Source organism: Tamlana sedimenti, assembly GCF_038148895.1.
In the GTDB taxonomy this organism is placed as follows: domain Bacteria; phylum Bacteroidota; class Bacteroidia; order Flavobacteriales; family Flavobacteriaceae; genus Tamlana.
On sequence record NZ_JBBVGQ010000001.1, the window covers coordinates 1384610 to 1407300 of the forward strand.

Genomic DNA, 22691 nt, shown 5'->3' on the forward strand with positions numbered 1-22691 from the left:
CGCAGTCGAAACCTAAAGAAGATAAAATGAAAGAAGAGAAAAAACATTTCGAAACAGAAGCCATACGAACGCAGTCGGAAACGACACAGTTTTCAGAACATTCCGTACCCTTATATTTAACATCGGGGTTTGTTTTTGATGATGCTGAAGAAATGCGGGCGTCATTTGCTGAAGAAAAACAACGCGATTTGTACAGCCGTTATAGCAATCCTAATGTCAACGAATTTGTAGACAAAGTATGCGCTATGGAAGGAGCTGAAGCAGGTTTCGCCTTTTCTAGTGGTATGGCCGCTGTGTTTTCAACTTTTGCCACCTTGTTGGACGCTGGCGATCATGTAGTTTCATGCAGTTCTGTTTTTGGGGCCACACATGGTTTGTTCACCAAGTATTTTCCAAAATGGAATATTGAGTGCTCCTATTTTAATGTAAATGAAGTTGAAACCGTTGAGGATTTAATTCAACCCAATACCAAGTTTATTTATGCCGAAACCCCAACAAATCCTGGGGTGGATGTTTTGGATTTGGAATATTTAAGCGCCATCTGTAAAAAACATGGTTTGTTGTTGGTGATAGATAATTGCTTTGCTACGCCGTATTTACAAAACCCTATTAAGCATGGCGCCGATTTAGTGATTCATTCAGCAACAAAATTAATGGACGGGCAAGGCCGTGTGCTTGGTGGAATAACAGTTGGTAACAAGGAATTGGTTCGAGAGATTTATTTGTTTTCAAGACTTACGGGTCCAGCCATGAGTCCTTTTAACGCTTGGGTATTATCAAAATCTCTGGAAACTCTGGCCGTTAGGGTTGAAAAACACTGTGAAAATGCACTAAAGATTGCAACCTTTTTAGAAGCCCATCCAAAAGTGTTATGGGTTAAATACCCATTTTTAAAGTCGCATCCTAAATATGAAGTTGCCAAGAAGCAGATGCGCCTTGGTGGAAATATTGTGGCTTTTGAGGTTGAAGGTGGAATTGAAGGTGGAAGGTCTTTTTTTGATAGCATAAAAATGTGCTCATTGTCTGCTAACTTAGGCGATACCAGAACTATTGTAACCCATCCCGCCAGTACAACACATGCTAAGGTTGAAGATGAGGTAAAAGCAGCAGTGGGAATTACAGATGGTATGGTGCGCATTTCGGTAGGGCTGGAGCATGTAGATGATATTATTTCTGATTTAAAGCAAGCTTTAAACTAAAAACATTAAAAAGTGGTTGATAATAAAACCATATATCAGGTTGATGCTTTTACAGATGAAGCATTTAAAGGAAATCCAGCAGGGGTTATGATTGTTGATGATTCGTTTTCGGACGAATTGATGCAACATGTGGCAACCGAAATGAATTTGTCTGAAACAGCATTTGTTACGCCGAGCAATAAAGGTTTTAACATTCGGTATTTTACACCAACAACCGAAATGCCGCTTTGTGGTCATGCTACCTTGGCTTCTGCACATGTCATGTATCAATTGGGTATAAAGAGTGAAGATGAGTCCATAAACTTTAAAGCTAAAGGTGGCGATTTAACGATTACAAAGAATAGCGATTTAATGGCTATGGTGTTCCCAAGGTATTCATTAAACAAAATAGCCATGCCTGATAATTTTAAGAATATTGTGGGTTTTGAGCCCATTGAAGTTTATGCAAGTGACTATAATTGGATTGTTGCCATTTCTGAAGATAAAAGTGATATTGAAAACGCCAATCCAAATTTTGAGTTGATGAAAACCAATGGATTGGGGCATTTAATGATAACTTCTAAAAGCAAACTTGAAAACGTTGATTTTGTAGTTCGGTGTTTTGCGCCTTCATTGGGGATAAACGAAGACCCTGTTACGGGCTCAGCCTATTGTGCCTTAACCCCATTGTGGTCTAAAAAATTAGGTAAAAAGGATATGTTTTCACTACAAGTTTCAAAAAGGCAGGGGCAGGTCAGTGTTTCCAATTTGGGCAATCAAGTTGAAATTAAAGGAAAAGCAATTACTGTTTTTGAAGCCAAACTGAAAATATAAGTTGCGGATTTTGAGAGATTGTTGGGTTAACTATTTTATGAATCGGATTTGTAAATTTAATTTGAAAAGTAACTGTCCGTTTTTCTCATAAATTTCTCCAAATCCGTGTCGGGAAGAACTTGCAGTATCAAGTTTTGTGTTATTTAACAGATAGTCCTCAAATTCATTTCGGTTGTATATGTGATAGCACAAAACATCTCCATTTTCTTTAACAATTAAATATCCGCCTGTAGCATCGTATTTTCCAGTCCAAACTTGCGAGGGCATCATTCCAAGTGCAACATCTGTTAAAAAACGCTTGATTTTATATTCGTAAAATTTATGTTCATTCTCAATGTCAAATTCTAATGGGTTTTTCTTTGCTGTCAGGTTGACTAAATCAGTTAAATGTGAAAATTCTGTTGTATAGAAATCAAAAACTATTTCCGACAAAATTTGAGGAAGCAAACTATCAATAAGCACAAGGTTATTTGAAAATATTTGCCTCTCTGTTTTCACAAACTCAAATATTCCACCTTTACTTTGAATTTGAGTAATTCTGTCCATTATCTTACTCCTTGTGTCAATGGAATTTATTTGGTCAATCTCGTCTCTTGTTAAATGCGTAAAGTTAATTTCGTAAATGAAATTGGTCGTTTTACCTGCATTTAATAGCGTAGAAGGACTTCCAAGTTGCGATTTTATACTAAATCCTAAAGTTGGTTGTTGATTTGTTCTTTGGTCGTGAACAACAATGGTAATATCTGTTTTTGCGGAAGAATTTGCTTTTAAAGAGATACAGTTAATAGACTGCATAAACTCTTCGATTACAGGAACCGAAAAAGTTCTTTCTGTACTTTGTTTAATTGCATTTAAAAGGTAAAGAGCCTTTTCTTTAAATATTTGGGCGTGACCACAAGGGTCGGGCTATACGCTACAAGTCCTCGCTCGTAACTCGCTGTGGGCTTTCCACTACTATCCCTCACGCAACTTATCCGCGAAAGATATTGTCAGAATGATATTTAAGGAACTCTTGCGAAGGCAAGAATTTATCGGGAAGTGAGATTTTTTGTTTATTATATTTCAGAAAAAAATCTGCAATTGATTCATTTTCTTTATGTTCAAAGATTGCATCAGAAATTTTAACCTCATAATCAGAAGTTATGGTTAAAAATCCTTTATCAAATGCTTGGTCGTGAATAGAATTTAAACACAAACCATTTCTTGGGTTCATTCTTTCTTCTTTGTTTGTTCGCCAAGGAATTATATGACTTGCAACTAAAAAATCTGAAATATTGATACCTGTTATACAACATTTTTGATAATAAGAAGATAAAACTGAAGAACGAAAAAAGTTTTGGTTTACTCTTGTTTTAACAAGACGCTCAACATCTTTTCCCTCTGGAAAATCTGTTAGGTCAATTTCATTGGTTTCAAGTATGGTTTTGTTTTGAAATTCAGAAATTAATTTTTCGCTTTCATAAGCCAAATCATCCCAATTACCGTGAAATTCATCCCAAATAACTTCTTCTAATTTGCTGCCATTTGCAAGACCTGTAATTCCTCTTTTTTGTAATTCAGGGTCTAATCTTCCAAAATTACCAACCTTCATATTTAAAGCGGAAGGTGAGCGACCTATGATGTTGGCATATTTTATTATCGTTGGATGTGTTTTACTACTGTTTTTAAATGGAATTTTACAGTAAACATTAAATGCTACAATAGTTTGTTCTCTTGTCCAATTATTTGACTTTGCCATTATTTAACTTGACTTACTTCTAAATTAGTTACTTGATAGTCACAGATTAACTCGTTTAAAAGGTCTTCTGTAATATCTGAACCACCTGGAAGTATTTGTAGAAATATTTCAATCCTATCATCAGTTGAAAGTGTGCTTAACTTTTCATCATCACGAAAGAAATCCATAAAATCTTCTCTAGTCATATTTTTTAACTTATCATTCATTATGCTGCGAGTTTTTGCGTTAGGGATTGAAGAGGAAATCCTTTTTGTGAGGAACGAGCAAAAAGATTGTAACGCAAAGCCCGACCCTTTTGGGTAACGCACAAATTTTGAAGAGGCAAACGAATTCCGTCAATATTTTCTAATACTGTTTTCTCGTTTAACATTTTTAATTTTTAATCAAAATTTGTATTTGCAAGATAATAAGTCTTAACTCATTTTTTTTATTATTTGAATTTTGTTTTGCTAATTTTTTGAACAACTTATGAAGTGTTAAACTATCTAAAATTACTTCGTTATCAAAAAAACTAAATTACCTATATTAGCACCATGCTATCTAAAAAAACTAAATACGGCCTAAAAGCGCTAACCTTTATTGCGAGGCAAGAAGGGGAAGACCCGGTGCAGGTTGGTGAAATTGCCCAAAACGAAAGAATACCCCAAAAGTTTTTGGAAAGCATCCTATTAACCTTGCGAAAAGCGGGTATTCTAGGCTCTAAGAAAGGAAAGCATGGGGGCTACTATCTACGAAAAGAACCGTCCGCAATTTTAATGACCGAAGTCATGCGTGTTCTTGAGGGCCCAATTGCCATGGTGCCTTGCGTGAGTTTAAATTATTACGAAAAGTGCGATGACTGCCCAGATGAGAACGCATGCAGTGTGCACAAGTTAATGATTGAAGTACGCGATAGCACACTAAATGTATTCAGAAACACAACTTTAGAAGATTTATCAAAAGAAAACTGATAAAGATTTCACAAAATAATTGGCAATTATTGCTGATTTTCTTCCGTTTATCTTAAAATTATTCCATTATTCTAAAAAGTGGTAAATACTATTTGTCATCTAAAAAAAAGTATTACTTTTGTAATTCCTATTAAATTGGTAGGAATAATATAATTCTAAGACAAATGATTGGACAAATGTTATTAAAAGATAAAGAAAAGGCTTCCTACAAAGAAGACCGCACTAGCGAAAAACCAATTAGAAGTGTAGTGAAATCTTTAAGCTGGAGAACCATTGGAACTTTAGATACCATATTGATTTCTTGGGTTATTACTGGGAAATTGGATTTGGCGTTTTCAATTGGAGGTATAGAATTAATAACAAAAATGGTATTGTATTTTTTCCATGAACGTGTTTGGAATACCATAAAATGGGGAAAATAAATAGAGATTAAGATGTTTACAGAAAATCAAATAAAAGAATTAAACGAAGCATTTAAAGATGCTGCACCCGCTGATATTATAAAAAAAGCATTTGAGCTTAATGATGAGGCTGTTGTAACCACCAATTTCAGGCCTTACGAGGCGGCAATTTTACATGCCGTAAGTTCAGTTGAATCTAAAATTCCTGTGGTTTGGTGCGATACCGGTTATAACACACCACAAACATACAGACATGCAGAGCAGGTAATCAAAGATTTAGATTTGAATATCTTTTTATATGTTCCAAAACAAACGGCTGCACATCGTGACGTGGTTATGGGCATTCCGAGCATTGATGCTCCAGAGCATGCGCTTTTCACGGAGCAAGTAAAACTTGAGCCGTTCAAAAGAGCTATGGAAGAACACAAGCCTAAAGTGTGGTTCACCAATTTACGCCAAGGCCAAACTGCTTTTAGAGATAGCATTGGTATTTTCAGTTTAAGCAAAGATGATGTTCTAAAAGTGAGTCCGTTTTATTATTGGTCCGATGAAAAACTAGATAGCTATTTAGAAGAAAATAATTTACCAAACGAATTTAAATATTTTGATCCAACTAAAGCATTAGAGAATAGAGAGTGTGGTTTGCACGCTTAAAAATAAGATTATGAAGAAAGATACATCACATATCAACTCGCTAGAAAACGAAGCGATTTATATTATGAGAGAAGTGGCGGCACAGTTTGAAAAACCGGTGTTGCTGTTTTCAGGAGGAAAAGATTCCATCACCTTGGTAAGATTGGCCGTAAAGGCATTTTACCCTGCAAAGGTGCCGTTTCCTTTAATGCACATTGATACGGGACATAACTTTCCTGAAACCATAGAGTTCAGGGATCGATTGGTTGAAGAATTAGGATTGGAGTTAATTGTTCGTAACGTTCAAGATTCCATAGACCAAGGAAAAGTAAAAGAAGAATCAGGTAGATACGCTAGTAGAAACCAATTGCAAACTACGACACTTTTGGATGCCATTGAAGAATTCAAATTTGATGCATGTATTGGAGGCGCACGTCGTGATGAAGAAAAAGCAAGGGCCAAGGAACGAATCTTTTCAGTACGAGATGATTTTGGCCAATGGGATGAAAAAAACCAACGCCCAGAATTGTTCGATATGTTGAACGGTCAAATAGAACACGGACAAAATGTACGTGTGTTCCCAATTTCAAACTGGACGGAGTTGGATGTTTGGTCTTATATAGAAAAAGAAAACATTGAAATACCATCTATTTATTTCGCGCATAAGCGTAAGGTATTCTTGAGAGATGGTTTGATTTGGTCTGTAGATGATGAGGTCGTGTACAGAGACGATCATGAAGAAGTTATTGAGGAAATGGTGCGTTTTAGAACCGTTGGTGATATGAGTTGTACAGCAGCTGTATTATCTGAAGCTTCAACAATTTCAAAAGTTGTAGAGGAAATCAGAGATTCAACAATTTCAGAACGCGGTGCCCGAATTGACGATAAACGCTCTGAGGCAGCCATGGAAAAACGTAAACAACAAGGGTACTTTTAGTCAAAAGTCAATTATAAGATAAAGTTAGATTGCTTGAGCGAGAAGCTTAAAGCATTAAGCAAAAAAATAAATGGAAGTATTAAAAATTGCAACAGCGGGAAGTGTAGATGATGGAAAAAGTACGTTGATTGGGCGTATTCTTTACGATACAAAATCATTGACTACAGATAAATTAGAGGCTATTGAAAAAACCAGTAAACAACGTGGTTACGATTATTTGGATTTCTCATTGGCAACTGATGGTTTAGTAGCCGAAAGAGAACAAGGAATCACTATTGATGTGGCCCATATTTATTTTTCAACCGGAAAGAAAAGCTATATTATAGCAGATACTCCAGGCCATGTGGAGTATACAAGAAACATGGTGACAGGAGCTTCAACGTCGCAAGCATCTATCATTTTGATTGATGCACGTAAAGGCGTAATTGAGCAAACCAACCGTCATTTCTTTATCAATAATTTATTGAGGATTAAAGATGTTGTAGTAGCCATCAACAAAATGGATTTGGTGGATTATTCGGAAGAAGTTTACAATAAAATTAAAGCCGATTTTGAGGAGTTGATGAGCAAACGCGATTACCAAGACCAAAAAATCACCTTTATTCCTGTAAGTGCCTTAAAAGGAGATAATGTTGTTCACCTTTCTAATAAAATGCCTTGGTACAAAGGCGAGGCTTTGTTGGAGCATTTGGAGAAATTGGATAAGGCGGACATTTTTAATGTAGGTACACCTCGTTTTCCAGTACAATATGTTATTCGCCCAAAAACTGAAGAGTTTCATGATTTTAGAGGCTATGCAGGAAAAGTATATGGTGGAAATTTAAGTGTTGGTGACGATATTATTGTGTTGCCATCTAAAACCAGATCTAAGATAAAGGAGATTTATTTCTATGATGAAAAGTACGAAACGGCATCAAGACGTTCTTCAGTTACCATTACTCTAGAAAATGATATCAACGTAAGCCGTGGTGATATGATTGTTAAGGAAAATGATTTGCCCACCATCGATAAGCAGTTTACAGCCAACGTGTGTTGGATGGATTCAGATGAATTAACAACCGGTGGCAAATACATTGTTCAGCATGGAATTAATAAGGTGTTGGCAAAGGTTGACAGAATCAATCACAAAATTCATCCAGATTATTCTGGGTTTGAAAAAGGCGTCACCAGTTTAGGGGTTAACGATATTGCTTCGGTAACCTTTAAATTAAACAAACCTATTTTCTATGATCAATTTAAAAATCATAGAACTAATGGGTCGTTTATCATAATCGATCCACAATCCAACAATACCGTTGGTGCAGGATTCATTCAATAAAAAAAGAAAATGCAGAGTTTTAGAACAGAAATAGAAAATCCAGTTGTTGAAAGGGACATCATTGAATTAGCTAAAAAAATTGAGCTCTTCAACAACGGCAATATAGATGAAGAAAAATTCAGGAGTCTACGTTTAGCACGTGGGGTTTACGGTCAGCGTCAAGAAGGCGTACAAATGATTCGTATAAAATTGCCGTACGGAAAAGTAAAGAGCAATCAATTACGAAGAATTTCTGATGTTTCGGATGAATATTCCCGTGGACGTTTGCACATCACAACACGTCAAGATATCCAAATCCACTATGTGGATTTAAACAGAACCCCAGAATTGTGGGCAGAATTGGAGCGTGATGATGTAACCTTGCGAGAAGCTTGTGGTAACACGGTTAGAAACGTAACGGCAAGTGAAACAGCAGGAATTGATGTTAATGAAGCCTTTGATGTATCGCCATACGCTGATGCACTTTATAAGTTTTTCTTAAGAAATCCCATTTGTCAAGAAATGGGAAGAAAGTTTAAGGTGTCTTTTTCATCATCGGATGAAGATACTGGGTTGTCATATATGCACGACCTTGGTTTTATTGCCAAAATTAAAGATGGTGTTCGCGGTTTCAAAGTGATGATTGGTGGTGGTCTGGGTTCCCAACCACGACATGCCGATGTACTTTATGATTTTGTAGAGACGAATAAGATTATTCCAATCATGGAAGGTGTTTTAAGGATTTTCGATCGTCATGGAGAACGTAAAAGTCGCGCCAAAGCACGTATGAAATTCTTGATTAAGGATATTGGTTTAGAGGCTTTTAAAGAGTTAGTCGCCGCTGAACAGCATGCTGTTGAGTTTAAGTCTGTAGCTATTGATGCAGATTCATATGAGGCCTCTAAACCAATAAACCTTAAAAGCATTCCTTCAGTTAAAATTAACGACGACAAAGCCTTTGAAACTTGGAAGTCAACCAATTTGATTCCCCAAAAACAGGAAGGTTATGTAGCCATAGGTATAAAAGTGCTTTTAGGAGACTTTTATACAGATAAAGCAAGGTTATTGGCTGATTTGGTTGAGAAATATGCCGCCGGAGAGATACGTTTGTCGTTGCGCCAAAATATTGTCATTCCTTTTGTTAAGGAAGAATTGGTGCCATTTTTCTACACCGAATTGGAAAAATTAGGTTTCGTAGAAGCAGGTTATAACAAAGCCGTTGATATTACAGCCTGTCCAGGTACAGATACCTGTAACTTGGGTATCGCTAGCAGTACAGGTATTGCAGATGAGTTGGAACGCGTTATTAAAGCTGAATACCCACAATATTTAAAGAATGACGATGTTGTAATCAAAATTAGCGGATGTATGAATGCTTGCGGACAACATAACATGGCCAATATTGGTTTTCAAGGTATGTCAGTTCGGACGCCAGACAAATTGGTTGCTCCTGCTCTGCAAGTGTTATTAGGTGGCGGTAATTTAAAGGACGGTAACGGCCAGTTTGCCGATAAAGTAGTGAAAGTACCGAGTAAACGTGGTCCAGAAGCTTTACGTAGAATTTTAAATGATTTTGAAGCAAATGCGACCGGGAAATCATTTATTGAGTATTACAAGGTAACGGGAGAACGCTATTTCTACGATTTGTTGAATGACCTTCAAGATGTTACCAATTTAACCCAAGATGATTTTATCGATTGGGGTGCTAAAGAAGAATATGTAAAGGAAATTGGTATTGGCGAATGTGCTGGTGTAGTTATAGATTTGATTGCGACACTATTTTTTGAAAGTGAAGAAAAAATTGAAAATGCTAAAGAATCACTAGAAAATAAAGTATATTCAAGTGCTATTTACCATGCGTACAGCTCTTTAGTAAATTCCGCGAAAGCGCTATTGTTGGCCGAAAACAAATCAACAAACACGCATTCGGGAATTATTAGCCAGTTTGATGAGTTGTTTGTGAAGTCCGGTAAGATTGATTTAGGTAGTTCTTTTTCTGAATTGATATATCAAATTAATAAATTTGCACCTACGGAAGATTTTGCAACAAAATATATAAAAGCGGCAAACCAGTTTTTAGAAGAAGTTAAGGCGTACAGAGAAGCCCAAACTATAAAAAGGCAAGCTGTTTAATTAATAAGGTATGAGTATTAAAACCCCAAAATTAACCGTTGTAGGCGCTGGTCCAGGTGATGAAGATTTGATTACCCTTAAGGCAATTAAGGCTATTGAATCGGCTGATGTTATCCTGTATGATGCACTTATTAACGAATCTCTTTTAAAATATGCTTCAGAAGATGCTGAGTTTATTTTTGTGGGGAAGCGCAAGGGGTGCTATGCATTTCAGCAAGAGCAAATTAATGAATTGATTGTTTCCAAGGCCAAGGAAAAAGGGCATGTAGTTCGTTTAAAAGGTGGTGACCCGTTTATTTTTGGGCGTGGTGCCGAGGAAATTGATTATGTAAGGCCATTTGGTCTGGAAACCTTTGTGGTTCCTGGTATATCATCATCGGTGGCAGTGCCAGCATATCAGGGTATTCCGTTGACAAAGCGAGGCATTTCAGAAAGTTTTTGGGTGGTTACAGCAACTACCAAAGCACATCAACTGTCCAATGATATTGCTTTGGCGGCAAAATCAACCGCAACGATTGTCATTTTAATGGGCATGCACAAATTGGATGATATTGTTAGGATTTTTTCCGAAGAAAACAAACAAGATACACCTATTGCCATCATTCAAAACGGAACGAGAGACGATGAAAATGTTGGTATAGGTACTATCAATACAATTCAGGGGATTGTTGTTGAAAAGCAGTTGTCTTCACCAGCAATTATTGTTATTGGCGATGTGGTGAAGGAGAGAGCTGTATTAAGTTCCATTTGTGCTGAAGTGACCAAGGAATAAATTATGGAACGCAATAATTTATATCCCATTTTTCTAAAAGCTAAAAGCTTAAACGTTCTTATAGTTGGTGGTGGTAATGTGGCGGAGGAAAAATTGACATTCCTTTTAAAGTCAAGTCCAGATGCGCACGTAACCATGGTAGCTCCTATGTTTCGGGAAGGGACAGTTTCGTTGGCTAAACAAGGCAATGTCAAGCTGATAAAAAAGAAGTACAAAAAAAAGTACTTAAAAGGAAAGCATATTGTTGTTGCAACGACCGATATTCCTAAGGTGAATATCAAGGTTCACAAGCATTGCCGAAAAAAGAGCATTTTGGTTAATGTAGCCGATAATCCGCCATATTGTGATTTTTATATGGGCGGTATCGTAACCAAAGGCAACGTAAAAGTGGCTATTTCAACCAATGGAAAATCACCAACAACGGCTAAACGTTTACGCCAGTTTTTTGAGGATGTCATCCCTGAAAATGTGGACGATTTAGTAAAAAATTTAAATGAATATAGAAAAACAATAAAAGGAGATTTCGAGGAGAAAGTGGAAACGCTGAACGAATTCACCAAAGGATTAATTGAGAAAAAGAATCTTAAAAATGATTAAAACAGATATACTAATAATAGGAGCAGGACCAACAGGATTATTTGCAGTTTTCGAGGCAGGTTTGCTAAAGCTTAAGTGTCATTTAATTGATGCACTGCCACAACCTGGAGGGCAATGTTCTGAGATTTATCCTAAAAAACCAATTTACGATATACCCGGGTTTCCAGAAATATTGGCAGGCGATTTAACAAGAAACTTGTTGGAACAAGGCAAGCAGTTTGAGCCCGGATTTACATTGGGTGAGCGTGCCGAAACTATTGAAAAACAAGACGATGGTTCTTTTATCGTTACAACCAATAAAGGCACAAAGCATCATGCACCAGTGGTTGCCATTGCGGGTGGATTAGGCTCGTTTGAACCTAGAAAACCTGGAATTGACGGAATTGAAGATTTTGAAGATAATGGTGTGGAATACATTATTAAAGATCCAGAATTTTACAGAAACAAGCGTGTCGTTATTTCTGGAGGTGGTGACTCTGCATTGGATTGGAGTATCTTTTTGGCCGATGTCGCTTCCGAAGTTACTTTAATACACCGAAGAAATGAATTTAGAGGAGCTTTAGACTCTGTTGAAAAAGTTAGGGACTTGACCCAAGAAGGTAAAATCAATTTAATTACACCTGCTGAGGTAACCGAACTACATGGTGAAGGTAAATTGGAAGCTGTGACCTATGTTAGGGATGGCGAAGCTTCTCGAATTGAAACCGACCACTTTATTCCGTTATTTGGGTTGTCACCAAAATTAGGCCCTATTGCCAATTGGGGATTGGAAATTGAGAAAAATGCTATTAAAGTGGATAACTCATTAAACTATCAAACCAATATACCTGGTATTTTTGCCATTGGCGATGTAAATACATACCCTGAAAAGTTAAAACTGATTCTTTGCGGATTCCACGAGGCAACTTTAATGTGCCAAGCGGCTTACAGAATCATCAACCCAGGCAAAAAATATGTATTAAAATACACAACAGTTAGTGGTATTGATGGTTTTGATGGATCAAGAAAAGAAGCTCCTAAAGCGGTTGTACAGGCTATTAACTAAACTAAGCTTTTATATATAATCGATCCTGTAGGGTTTCTTTGGAAACCTTACAGGATTTAATGTTTAAATAAGTAGGATTTAAACGGATAAATTTTACTTTTATGAAATCAAAATTTTAGCCATTTAACGTAATGAAAAGTTATAATGTTTGTTTAAAAGATACCGTTAAGACGTTCACGAAAAGGTTGTTTTATTCCTTGTTTGATTGCCAACAGGAATTAGAACAAGAAGAATATTTAGAAAATACTTTTTACCAGATACTTTCAAAACTTAATATTGAAAACAGCGAAAGCATTTGGCAACAATTTAAGGCCGATTTGCCCAACATCAGGAAGAAATTGGATTTAGATGCCATAGCTTTTGAAAAAAATGACCCAGCTTCGCATAGTTTGGAGGAAATTTATTTGGCTTATCCTGGGTTTTATGCCATTTCAATTTATAGGTTGAGCCATGCGCTTCATCAATTGGGCGTTTATATTTTACCAAGGATGATGAGTGAATACATCCACGGAATTACAGGTATTGATATTCACCCAGGCGCAACCATTGGCGACTCGTTTTACATTGACCACGGTACGGGTATTGTTATTGGTGAAACCTCAATAATTGGCAAAAACGTAAAAATTTATCAAGGGGTCACCTTGGGAGGTATTTCCGTGGCAAAAAGTTTGGCATCAACCAAGCGTCATCCAACTATTGAGGATAATGTATGCATATACGCAAATGCAACTATTTTGGGAGGCGATATTTCTATTGGTGCAAACAGCGTTATTGGCGCCAACGTTTGGATAACACAATCTGTTCCTGAAAATTCATTAGTAACCTATCAAACCGAAATAAAAATCAGACCGAAAAAGAATGGAATTCGAAAATAGCATCCTCGGACAAATAGGCAATACGCCGTTAGTAGAAGCAACGCATCTCATAAATAAAAAAGGGGTGAGGTTGTTTCTAAAATTAGAAGGCAACAATCCCGGTGGGAGCGTAAAAGATCGCCCCGCTTTTAATATGATTTATGAAGCCTTAAAACGAGGTGACATCAAAAAAGGCGGCACCTTGGTTGAAGCAACAAGCGGAAATACAGGTATTGCATTGGCATTTATTTCTAAACTTTTAGGCTTGAATATGGTATTGATTATGCCCGAGAATTCCACCGAAGAACGGGTAAAGACCATGAGGGCTTATGGCGCTGAAGTTATTTTAACACCTGCAAATGTTGGTATTGAAGGTTCGCGTGATTTAGCATTTAAGCTTCGTGATGAAAAAGGCTATACATTGTTAAACCAGTTTGAAAATGATGATAACTGGAAAGCCCACTATAAAACCACAGGTCCGGAAATTTGGAAGGCTACCAACGGCAAAATAACGCATTTTGTGTCAGCCATGGGAACCACAGGAACCATAATGGGCGTTTCAACCTATTTGAAAGAACAAAATAAAGAAGTAACTATTGTTGGGGCACAGCCTGATGATGATTCTAGAATTCCGGGTATTAGAAAGTGGCCTGAAGAATATGTTCCTAAGTTTTTTGATAGAAAAAAAGTAGACCAAGTTATAGAAGTAACTGAGGCTGATGCTAAAGCCACAACAATTAGGTTGGCCAAAGAAGAAGGTGTTTTTGCAGGTATGAGTAGCGGTGGCTCTGTATATTGCGCCTTACAAATAGCAAACCAAATTGACGAAGGTGTAATTGTGGCCATTATTTGCGACCGTGGCGACAGGTATTTATCATCAACATTGTTTGAATAAATTCCAAACTGGAGAGTTTTCAAATTAAATAGGAAAACAAAAATATAGTCACTACTTTTGTGCTTTATTTCCGCGAAAGCGTAAATATGTTCATTAATGTACCAAATGTTATCAAGAAAGGCAGAGGGAATAGACCCGTTGAAACCTTGGCAACCCTTTAGCTTTAAAGAAGGTGCTAAATTCTACCTAGACCTGAACTTGTTTCAGGTTCTTTTAGTGAAAATGCTAAAAGTTTAGGAAAGATAACGGAAAGTGTTTCCCAACTTTTCTTGATAATATGTAACATGCAGATTTTTAGAGCTGCACCGCAGATTTATGCTGCAAGATTTTAAAAGAAATAAAAATGGCAAATATTAAAGAAGCTTTAAAAGACCGGATTTTGGTGCTGGATGGCGCTATGGGAACCATGCTTCAGCGTTATAAATTCACCGAAGAGGATTTTAGAGGCGAGCGTTTTAAGGATTACCCAACGCCATTGCAGGGCAATAACGATTTGCTGTCCATCACGCAACCGGAAGCCATAAAAGCGGTTCATGCCAAGTATTTTGAAGCTGGTTCCGATATTGTGGAGACCAACACGTTTTCAGGAACAACCATAGCTATGGCTGATTATCAAATGGAAGATTTAGTTTATGAACTTAATTTTCAATCGGCAAAATTGGCTAGAGAAGTTGCGGATGAATTTACCAAAAAAGAACCTAACAAACCACGTTTTGTGGCAGGTTCAATAGGGCCAACAAACCGTACGGCAAGTATGTCGCCCGATGTAAACGACCCTGGCTATAGAGCCGTGACTTTTGACGAATTGCGTTTGGCGTACAAACAACAAGTTGAGGCGTTGGTTGACGGTGGTGTGGATATTTTATTGGTCGAAACGGTATTTGACACCCTTAACGCCAAAGCGGCTTTGTTCGCTATTGAAGAGGTAAAAGAAGAGCGAAGCATAGATATCCCCATCATGTTAAGTGGCACCATTACCGATGCTTCGGGCAGAACTTTATCAGGGCAAACGGCAGAAGCATTTTTAATTTCTGTATCACACATTCCATTGTTGTCGGTAGGGTTTAACTGTGCTTTGGGGGCCAATTTATTGCAACCACATTTGGAGGCTATTGCCAACAAAACCGATTTCGCCATTTCTGCGCATCCAAATGCCGGTTTGCCTAATGCTTTTGGCGAGTATGATGAATCTCCTGAAGAAATGGGCGAGCAAATAGAAGAATATCTAAAAAAGAATTTAATAAACATTATTGGCGGTTGCTGTGGTACAACACCAGAGCATATAAAAGTCATTGCAAATATTGCAGCAAAATATAAACCACGTCGTCATGCTGAACTAGTTACAGCATCACATGAGTAAAGTTGATGAAAGTTAAGCAAACCAAATACATGAAACTATCAGGGTTAGAACCACTAATTCTGAATGAAAACAGTAACTTCATTAATATCGGAGAACGTACCAATGTTGCGGGTTCTCGAATGTTTCTTCGACTCATTAAAGAAGAAAAGTTTGATGAAGCCCTAGATGTTGCTCGTCATCAGGTAGATGGTGGTGCGCAGATTATAGACATCAATATGGACGATGGGCTCATTGATGGAAAGGAAGCCATGGTTCGTTTTTTGAATTTAATTGCAGCCGAACCTGATATTTGCCGTGTGCCCATCATGATTGATAGTTCAAAATGGGACATCATTGAAGCGGGTCTTCAAGTGGTGCAAGGAAAATGTGTGGTTAATTCCATTTCACTTAAAGAAGGCGAAGAAAAATTTATTTGGGAAGCCAAACGGATAAAACGATATGGAGCAGCGGTAATAGTCATGGCTTTTGATGAAGTGGGGCAAGCCGATAACTACGAACGCCGTATTGAAATCGCCAAACGTTCATATGATATTTTGGTCAACAAAGTTGGCTTTCCTTCCGAAGATATCATCTTCGATTTGAATGTTTTTCCGGTGGCCACAGGTATGGAGGAACACCGCAGAAATGCCATCGATTTTATTGAAGCTACCCGTTGGGTGCGCCAAAATCTAGAAAATGCTAGTGTTAGTGGCGGGGTTAGTAATGTATCGTTTTCGTTTAGAGGGAACAATACCGTGCGCGAAGCCATGCATTCTGTGTTTTTATACCACGCCATTCAAGCGGGTATGAACATGGGTATTGTAAACCCAACCATGTTGGAGGTTTACGACGATATTCCAAAGGATTTATTGGAGCATGTTGAAGATGTGATTTTAGATAGGCGTGAAGATGCCACCGAACGGTTATTGGAATTTGCCGAAACTGTTAAAGGCACAAAAGTTGAAAAAACGGTTGATTTATCTTGGCGGGAAAATCCGCTTCAAGATAGAATTACCCATGCATTGGTTAAAGGTATCGATGCATTTATCATTGAAGATGTTGAGGAAGCTAGGCAAAAAGCCGATACACCAATAGAAGTTATTGAAGGCCATTTAATGACGGGTATGAACGTTGTAGGCGATTTATTCGGTGCTGGAAAAATGTTTTTACCACAAGTGGTGAAATCGGCTCGTGTGATGAAGAAAGCTGTGGCGTATCTTAACCCGTTTATCGAGGCTGAAAAATCGGAAGATGCTGAACCGGTTGGTAAAATATTAATGGCGACCGTAAAGGGCGATGTGCACGATATTGGTAAAAATATTGTAAGTGTTGTATTGGCTTGTAACAATTACGAAATTGTAGATTTAGGTGTTATGGTGCCACCTGAAAAAATTATAGAAACAGCTATAAAAGAACGAGTGGATGCCATTGGATTGTCAGGTTTAATTACGCCATCACTTGATGAAATGGTGTATTTGGCTAAAGAAATGCAACGTCAAAATTTCGAAATCCCGTTGCTTATTGGTGGGGCAACAACCTCAAAAGCGCATACCGCGGTTAAAATCGATACACAGTACGAAAATGCTGTGGTTCATGTCAATGATGCGTCCAGAGCAGTAACCGTTGTTGGCGATTTACTCAACAAGAAAACATCAAAAGAATATGTGGCTGATTTAAAACGGGATTATGATGAATTCCGAACCAAGTTTTTAAAGCGTGGCAAGGAGAAATTGTATATTTCATTCGAGGAAGCTAGAAAAAGAAAATATAAAATCGATTGGAAAAAAGTCGAAATTGTAAAACCAAAAGAAATGGGTGTTCAAATGCTCAAGCAACTAAGCTTAAAGGAATTGGAACCTTACATTGATTGGAGTCCGTTTTTTAGAAGTTGGGATTTACACGGTAAATTTCCAGACATTTTAAAAGATGAAAAGGTTGGTGAACATGCCACCCAATTGTACGCTGATGCCCAAGACATGGTTAAAGACATTATTGCAAAACAGTCATTGAAACCAAAGGCCGTTTTTGGTTTGTTTGAAGCCAATAGCATTAATGAAGATGATATTTCTGTTAAGAAAAAAGGTGAGGAAATTGCCGTTTTTAGAACCTTAAGACAACAATTAAGCAAGCGTGAAGGCATTCCAAATATAGCACTGGCCGATTTTATTGCACCTCAGGAAACAGGAAAAACAGATTATATTGGCGCCTTTTGTGTGGCCATATTTGGAGCGCAAGAATTGGCCGAAAGTTTCAAAGAGCAACATGACGATTATAACGCCATTATGACTCAAGCCATTGCTGATAGATTTGCCGAAGCCTTTGCTGAATATCTGCACAAACAAATACGAACTAAGCATTGGGGTTATGCCGAAAATGAAGATTTGAGTAACGACGAACTGATAAAAGAAAGTTACAAAGGCATTCGTCCTGCGCCTGGTTATCCCGCTTGTCCGGATCATTTGGAAAAGGAAACTATTTGGGAGTTGCTTGATGTCGAAAAAATCATAGGAGTTAAATTAACAGAAAGTTTGGCTATGTGGCCTGCCGCTGCTGTTTCGGGGTATTATTTTGCAAACCCAGAAGCAAAATATTTTGGGTTGGGCAAAATCACAGATGACCAAGTAACGGATTATGCAAAGCGTAAAGGCATTGATAAAGAAAAGGCCAAAAAGTGGTTGCATCCGGTAATTGCAGATTCATAAAATGAGGCAAAAATTTATAGAATTAACATTAGGCAGTTATGTGATATCTCATGGATACGACAATAAAGGCAAAGAAAAGTTGGAACATGTGTATTCTGCAACTTTTTCTAAAAAACTAGTTGCTGTTTCTAGAATTAAATCTGTTAGTGAAAAATATATTTTAACAGATTATACGGATGGCAGATGGATTTATTGAGAGTATGAGGAAGACTATGATGCTGTTAAAATGTTATTGCTTTAATTTGCGTTAGTGATTGTAGTGTAAAGCCCACAGTGAGGCACTAGCGAGGACATGTAACGAAAAGCGCGACCCTTGTAGTAACGCCCAAAGAATAAAAATAGTGATTAATAAAAAGTCCCCTTTGGGGATTTAGGGAATGAAAGTAACAGACCACATAAAACAAGCTAAAGGAAAAACATTGTTTTCCTTTGAGGTAATACCACCTCAAAAAGGGAAAAACATTCAGGATTTATACGATAACATCGATCCGTTAATGGAGTTTAATCCACCTTTTATTGATGTTACAACGTCTAGGGAAGAATATGTTTATGTTGATAAGGGCAATGGTCTTTTAGATAAACGCATTACTAGAATGAGACCTGGAACGGTTGGTATTTGTGCTTCTATTATGCATAAATACAAGGTTGACGCTATTCCACATTTACTTTGCGGTGGTTTTACCAAAGAGGAAACAGAGTATGTTTTGGTAGATTGCCACTATCTGGGCATTGACAATGTGGTGGCATTACGCGGTGATGCGAGAAAAGATGAACCTTATTTTGTGCCAACAAAAGGTGGAAATGCCTATGCAAGTGAATTGGTGGAGCAAATAGTGAATTTAAATAATGGGAAATATTTGCATGATGATGTAGAGATAGAGCACAATTACGATTTTTGTATTGGTGTTGCTGGCTATCCTGAAAAACACATGGAAGCGCCATCTTTAGTTACAGATTTAAGACGACTTAAAGCAAAGGTTGATGCAGGTGCAGATTATGTGGTTACACAAATGTTTTTTGATAATAAAAAATATTTTGACTTTGTAGACCAAGCACGGGAGATTGGCATTACAGTTCCCATTATACCCGGAATTAAGCCTATTGCCGTAAAGCGTCATTTACAAATTTTGCCACAAGTTTTTAAAATAGATTTGCCCCAAGACCTAATTGATGCTGTTGAGGATTGTAAAGACAATAAAGCGGTTAGGCAAGTAGGCATTGAGTTTGCCATTCAACAATCAAAGGAGTTAAAAGAGGCAGGAGTGCCCTTTTTGCATTACTATTCTATGGGCAAAAGCGATAATATTAAAGCAATAGCATCAAAGTTGTTTTAAATATTGCGTTACATTTGCGGATAGAAATCCCCATCATGAAGTTACTTTATAGTTGTGTTTTATTGTTATGCTTCAATTTTATTTTAGCTCAAGATAAAACGCATTCGTCTTACGTTGACGTTAATTACTTCCGAGGAAATATCGCGCTTCACAACACAGAGATTTTACATTTAATACAAGGCCATCCAGAGGGAACTATCATTAGTTGGAACAAAAAAACCTATGGTTTTGAGGATTGGGAACAGCGTTTCAATTATCCAGATTATGGTGTTTCATTTGCTTATCAGAACCTGAAGAATGATGTTTTGGGCAATAATTATGGACTTTACGCACACTATAATTTTTACTTTTTAAAACGGAATTTAATGTTTCGTATTGGTCAAGGTTTGGCTTATAATACACATCCGTTCAATCGTGAAAACAATGTAAAAAATGTCGCTTTTGGCACTAAGTTCATGAGCAGTACCTATGTTATGCTTAATTTTAAAAAAGAGCATATTTTTGATAGAATTGGTTTGCAAACAGGCTTGTCGCTTATTCATTATTCCAATGCCAATGTTAAATCGCCCAACAATGGAACCAATTCAATTACCTTTAATGTTGGACTGAATTATAATTTAGATGACAACAATATTGAATACCAACATACGCTGGATAAAAAAGCGAATCAGCAGTTCTCTGAGCCGATAAAATATAATCTGGTTTTTAGAAGTGGCATTAACGAAAGTGATTATATTGGTAGTGGCCAGTTTGCCATGTATGTTGCGTCGGCTTATGCCGATAAACGCATCAATAAAACAAGTGCTTTGCATATTGGTGCAGATGTATTCTTTTCGAATTTTTTAAAGGAATTGATTTATTATGAAAGTGTCGCATTTCCCGAAAAAGGCGTTTCTGGAGATGAAGATTATAAGCGTGTAGGGATTTTTGCCGGGCATGAACTCTTTATTAGTAAAACCTCCCTTATTAGCCAATACGGGTACTATCTATACTATCCTTTTGAGTTTGAGGGAAGAACTTATATCAGAATTGGACTTAAGCGCTATTTTTCTGAAAAATGGTTTGGGGCGCTGACCCTTAAGTCTCATGGCGCAAGGGCGGAAGGTGTTGAATTTGGAATAGGAGTAAGGTTATGAGGAAAATAATTATCACGATATCATGCGTTTTGTTTTTTGCTTGCGATAGCGAAAAAGCCAATGATTGCTTTCAAAATACAGGAGACATAGTTCAACAAGAAATCTCTGTTGCTGCTTTTGATAAAATCTTGGTAAATAGAGACATTGAGTTAATCATTAAAGAGGGGGGTGAACAGAAGGTAGTGGTGCAGACCGGTGAGAATTTGATGAATGATGTTTTGGTTGAAGTTATTGGTGGCAGGTTGGTGCTAACAGATAATAACACCTGTAATTATGTTAGAGATTACGGATTAACAAAAGTGTATGTCACTGCTGCTAATCTTGTTGAAATAAGAAGTTCCACGCAGTATGATGTTAGCTCGGATGGAATATTAACCTTTCCAAGCCTAACTATTTTATCCGAAGATTTTAATATGCCGGAAGCCTATACGGTCGGTGATTTTAGGTTAAAAATAAATAATGAAACGTTGAACGTCACTTTCAATAATCTTTCAATAGCCTATATTGAAGGGCAAACCGATAATCTAAATATTACTTTTTCAAATGGGAATTGTAGATTTGAAGGGCGTGGTTTAATCGTGCAAAAAGTGAACGTTTGGAACAGGAGTTCCAATGATATGATTGTTAATCCGCAACAAGAAATTAAAGGCAAAATTTTAGGATTGGGCAATGTTATTTCTGCCAACAAGCCACCTTTGGTAAATGTTGAAGAAGTTTATAGAGGTCAGTTAATTTTTGAATAAGGCGACCGATTGCTTGGCTATTTCCAATTCTTCATTTGTAGGTATCACCAATATTTTTACTTTAGATTCCTTAGTGTTAATTTCATGCAAGCCTTTTGAGCGTATTTTGTTTTCTTCAATATCTAAATCAATGCCTAAAAAGTCCATGTTTTCGCAAACCAATTGGCGCATTAAAGTTGAATTTTCACCAATGCCTGCGGTAAATACAATCGCATCCAATCCGTTTAAAATGGCAGCATAACTTCCAATATATTTTTTAATTCTATATGCATTCATGTGCAGCGCAAGTTGGCAATCTTTGTTTCCTTTGGCGGCCATAATTTCAATATCTCTTAAATCGCTGTAGCCTGTTAGCCCAAGCATGCCGCTTTTTTTGTTCAATATATTATTGATTTCTTTTAGCGAATAGCCCAATTTGTCTTTTAAATGAAAGATAATGGAAGGGTCAATATCCCCAGAGCGCGTACCCATAATAAGTCCTGCAAGTGGCGAAAAACCAAGAGAGTGGTCTATACTTTCACCATTTTTTATCGCGGTCATACTACAACCATTGCCCAAGTGAATGGTAATAATTTTCGATTCCGTTTTTCCTAAAAACTCAATAGCTTTTTCCGAAACATATTTGTGGCTGGTGCCATGAAAACCATATAAACGAATTTTGTTTTCGGTTAAAAATTCGTTGGGAATAGCATATTTATAAGCGTGCTCTGGAATAGATTGGTGAAATGCCGTATCGAAAACAGCCACCTGTTTTGCACTGGGAAAAATATCTTCGGCCACTTCAATACCTTCTAAATTGGCAGGATTATGCAATGGTGCCAAGGGAATTAGAGCTTTAATTTTTTCCTTAACAGTTTTGGTTATTTCGGTAGTGTTGCTAAAAGAGCTTCCACCATGAACCACACGATGCCCAACTATGTTTATTTCTTCAGGGGTTGTAATAACGCCAATATTTTTGTCCAATAAGTTTTGCGACACCAATTTTAAGCCAGCCTTATGGTTTAAAATTGGAGTTTCAAACTCAATGGATTCTTTTTGGTTTTTAAACTTAAATATGGAGTCATTAAAACCAATTCGTTCTATTTGTCCAGAACAAAGAATGGTTTGGTCTGGCATAGAAAATAATTGAAATTTTAAGGAGGAACTTCCTGAATTTAAAACGAGTACTTGCAT

23 protein-coding genes and 1 riboswitch are annotated in these 22691 nt (G+C 37.1%); of the genes, 19 read left to right on the forward strand and 4 right to left on the reverse strand.

Going from position 1 to position 22691, the window contains the following annotated elements:
* Positions 1 to 26: 26 nt before the first annotated feature.
* Positions 27 to 1199 carry a trans-sulfuration enzyme family protein gene (locus WJN01_RS06040; RefSeq protein WP_445196234.1) on the forward strand — a complete coding sequence of 391 codons (1173 nt, stop codon included), beginning with the start codon at positions 27 to 29 and terminating at the stop codon, positions 1197 to 1199.
* A 12-nt stretch (positions 1200 to 1211) separates the two neighbouring features.
* Positions 1212 to 2012 (forward strand): PhzF family phenazine biosynthesis protein, encoded by an 801-nt coding sequence (locus WJN01_RS06045; protein WP_445196235.1) that lies wholly within the window; start codon positions 1212 to 1214, stop codon positions 2010 to 2012.
* A gap of 30 nt (positions 2013 to 2042) precedes the next feature.
* On the opposite strand, the gene WJN01_RS06050 is transcribed toward WJN01_RS06045, so the two are convergent.
* From WJN01_RS06050 to WJN01_RS06060, 3 genes are all read right to left on the reverse strand, one after another.
* Positions 2043 to 2894 (reverse strand): HpaII family restriction endonuclease, encoded by an 852-nt coding sequence (locus WJN01_RS06050; RefSeq protein ID WP_445196304.1) that lies wholly within the window; start codon positions 2892 to 2894, stop codon positions 2043 to 2045.
* Positions 2895 to 2982: 88 nt separating this feature from the next.
* Entirely contained in the window at positions 2983 to 3750 is a 768-nt protein-coding gene (locus tag WJN01_RS06055) for an HNH endonuclease (RefSeq protein ID WP_445196236.1), read from the reverse strand.
* Entirely contained in the window at positions 3750 to 3956 is a 207-nt protein-coding gene (locus WJN01_RS06060; RefSeq protein ID WP_445196237.1) for a hypothetical protein, read from the reverse strand. The genes WJN01_RS06055 and WJN01_RS06060 overlap by 1 nt, the downstream gene beginning before the upstream one ends.
* 327 nt (positions 3957 to 4283) lie before the next feature.
* Between WJN01_RS06060 and WJN01_RS06065 the strand changes: the two genes are divergently transcribed.
* From WJN01_RS06065 to WJN01_RS06145, 17 genes are all read left to right on the forward strand, one after another.
* Positions 4284 to 4700, forward strand: coding sequence for an RrF2 family transcriptional regulator (locus WJN01_RS06065; protein WP_370478662.1), 417 nt, complete (start codon positions 4284 to 4286; stop codon positions 4698 to 4700).
* Positions 4701 to 4864: 164 nt separating this feature from the next.
* Positions 4865 to 5122: a DUF2061 domain-containing protein gene (locus tag WJN01_RS06070; RefSeq protein ID WP_370478661.1), complete on the forward strand. Its 258-nt coding sequence runs from the start codon at positions 4865 to 4867 to the stop codon at positions 5120 to 5122.
* Positions 5123 to 5134: 12 nt separating this feature from the next.
* Positions 5135 to 5755 carry a phosphoadenosine phosphosulfate reductase domain-containing protein gene (locus tag WJN01_RS06075; RefSeq protein ID WP_445196238.1) on the forward strand — a complete coding sequence of 207 codons (621 nt, stop codon included), beginning with the start codon at positions 5135 to 5137 and terminating at the stop codon, positions 5753 to 5755.
* Between the two features lie 10 nt (positions 5756 to 5765).
* On the forward strand, positions 5766 to 6671 hold the full coding sequence (gene cysD, locus WJN01_RS06080; protein WP_370478658.1) for a sulfate adenylyltransferase subunit CysD: 906 nt from the start codon (positions 5766 to 5768) through the stop codon (positions 6669 to 6671).
* A 70-nt stretch (positions 6672 to 6741) separates the two neighbouring features.
* A complete protein-coding gene (locus WJN01_RS06085; protein ID WP_370478656.1) occupies positions 6742 to 7989 on the forward strand; it encodes a sulfate adenylyltransferase subunit 1 in 1248 nt (415 codons plus the stop codon).
* A 9-nt stretch (positions 7990 to 7998) separates the two neighbouring features.
* A complete protein-coding gene (locus WJN01_RS06090; protein ID WP_445196239.1) occupies positions 7999 to 10101 on the forward strand; it encodes a ferredoxin-like domain-containing protein in 2103 nt (700 codons plus the stop codon).
* Positions 10102 to 10111: 10 nt separating this feature from the next.
* A complete protein-coding gene (cobA, locus tag WJN01_RS06095) occupies positions 10112 to 10873 on the forward strand; it encodes a uroporphyrinogen-III C-methyltransferase (RefSeq protein ID WP_445196240.1) in 762 nt (253 codons plus the stop codon).
* A gap of 3 nt (positions 10874 to 10876) precedes the next feature.
* Positions 10877 to 11470 (forward strand): precorrin-2 dehydrogenase/sirohydrochlorin ferrochelatase family protein, encoded by a 594-nt coding sequence (locus WJN01_RS06100; protein ID WP_445196241.1) that lies wholly within the window; start codon positions 10877 to 10879, stop codon positions 11468 to 11470.
* Entirely contained in the window at positions 11463 to 12515 is a 1053-nt protein-coding gene (locus WJN01_RS06105) for an NAD(P)/FAD-dependent oxidoreductase (protein WP_445196242.1), read from the forward strand. Before WJN01_RS06100 ends, WJN01_RS06105 begins: the two co-directional genes overlap by 8 nt.
* Positions 12516 to 12646: 131 nt before the next feature.
* Positions 12647 to 13390: a serine O-acetyltransferase EpsC gene (gene epsC / locus WJN01_RS06110; RefSeq protein WP_445196243.1), complete on the forward strand. Its 744-nt coding sequence runs from the start codon at positions 12647 to 12649 to the stop codon at positions 13388 to 13390.
* Positions 13374 to 14264 (forward strand): cysteine synthase CysM, encoded by an 891-nt coding sequence (gene cysM, locus WJN01_RS06115; protein ID WP_445196244.1) that lies wholly within the window; start codon positions 13374 to 13376, stop codon positions 14262 to 14264. The genes epsC and cysM overlap by 17 nt, the downstream gene beginning before the upstream one ends.
* A 105-nt stretch (positions 14265 to 14369) precedes the next feature.
* A riboswitch (SAM riboswitch) is annotated at positions 14370 to 14513 on the forward strand.
* A 94-nt stretch (positions 14514 to 14607) separates the two neighbouring features.
* A complete protein-coding gene (locus tag WJN01_RS06120) occupies positions 14608 to 15624 on the forward strand; it encodes a homocysteine S-methyltransferase family protein (protein WP_445196245.1) in 1017 nt (338 codons plus the stop codon).
* Between the two features lie 5 nt (positions 15625 to 15629).
* Positions 15630 to 18305, forward strand: coding sequence for a methionine synthase (metH, locus tag WJN01_RS06125; RefSeq protein WP_445196246.1), 2676 nt, complete (start codon positions 15630 to 15632; stop codon positions 18303 to 18305).
* Between the two features lies 1 nt (position 18306).
* Positions 18307 to 18501, forward strand: a complete 195-nt coding sequence (locus WJN01_RS06130; RefSeq protein WP_445196247.1) for a hypothetical protein — start codon at positions 18307 to 18309, stop codon at positions 18499 to 18501.
* Positions 18502 to 18682: 181 nt separating this feature from the next.
* Positions 18683 to 19639 carry a methylenetetrahydrofolate reductase [NAD(P)H] gene (gene metF, locus WJN01_RS06135; protein ID WP_445196248.1) on the forward strand — a complete coding sequence of 319 codons (957 nt, stop codon included), beginning with the start codon at positions 18683 to 18685 and terminating at the stop codon, positions 19637 to 19639.
* A 35-nt stretch (positions 19640 to 19674) separates the two neighbouring features.
* A complete protein-coding gene (locus WJN01_RS06140) occupies positions 19675 to 20775 on the forward strand; it encodes an acyloxyacyl hydrolase (protein ID WP_445196249.1) in 1101 nt (366 codons plus the stop codon).
* Positions 20772 to 21518 carry a head GIN domain-containing protein gene (locus WJN01_RS06145; RefSeq protein ID WP_445196250.1) on the forward strand — a complete coding sequence of 249 codons (747 nt, stop codon included), beginning with the start codon at positions 20772 to 20774 and terminating at the stop codon, positions 21516 to 21518. Before WJN01_RS06140 ends, WJN01_RS06145 begins: the two co-directional genes overlap by 4 nt.
* Here the strand turns inward: WJN01_RS06145 and WJN01_RS06150 are convergent.
* Complete coding sequence (locus tag WJN01_RS06150; protein WP_445196251.1) at positions 21504 to 22691, reverse strand: acetate/propionate family kinase; 1188 nt, start codon at positions 22689 to 22691, stop codon at positions 21504 to 21506. The two genes, WJN01_RS06145 and WJN01_RS06150, sit on opposite strands and share 15 nt — an antisense overlap.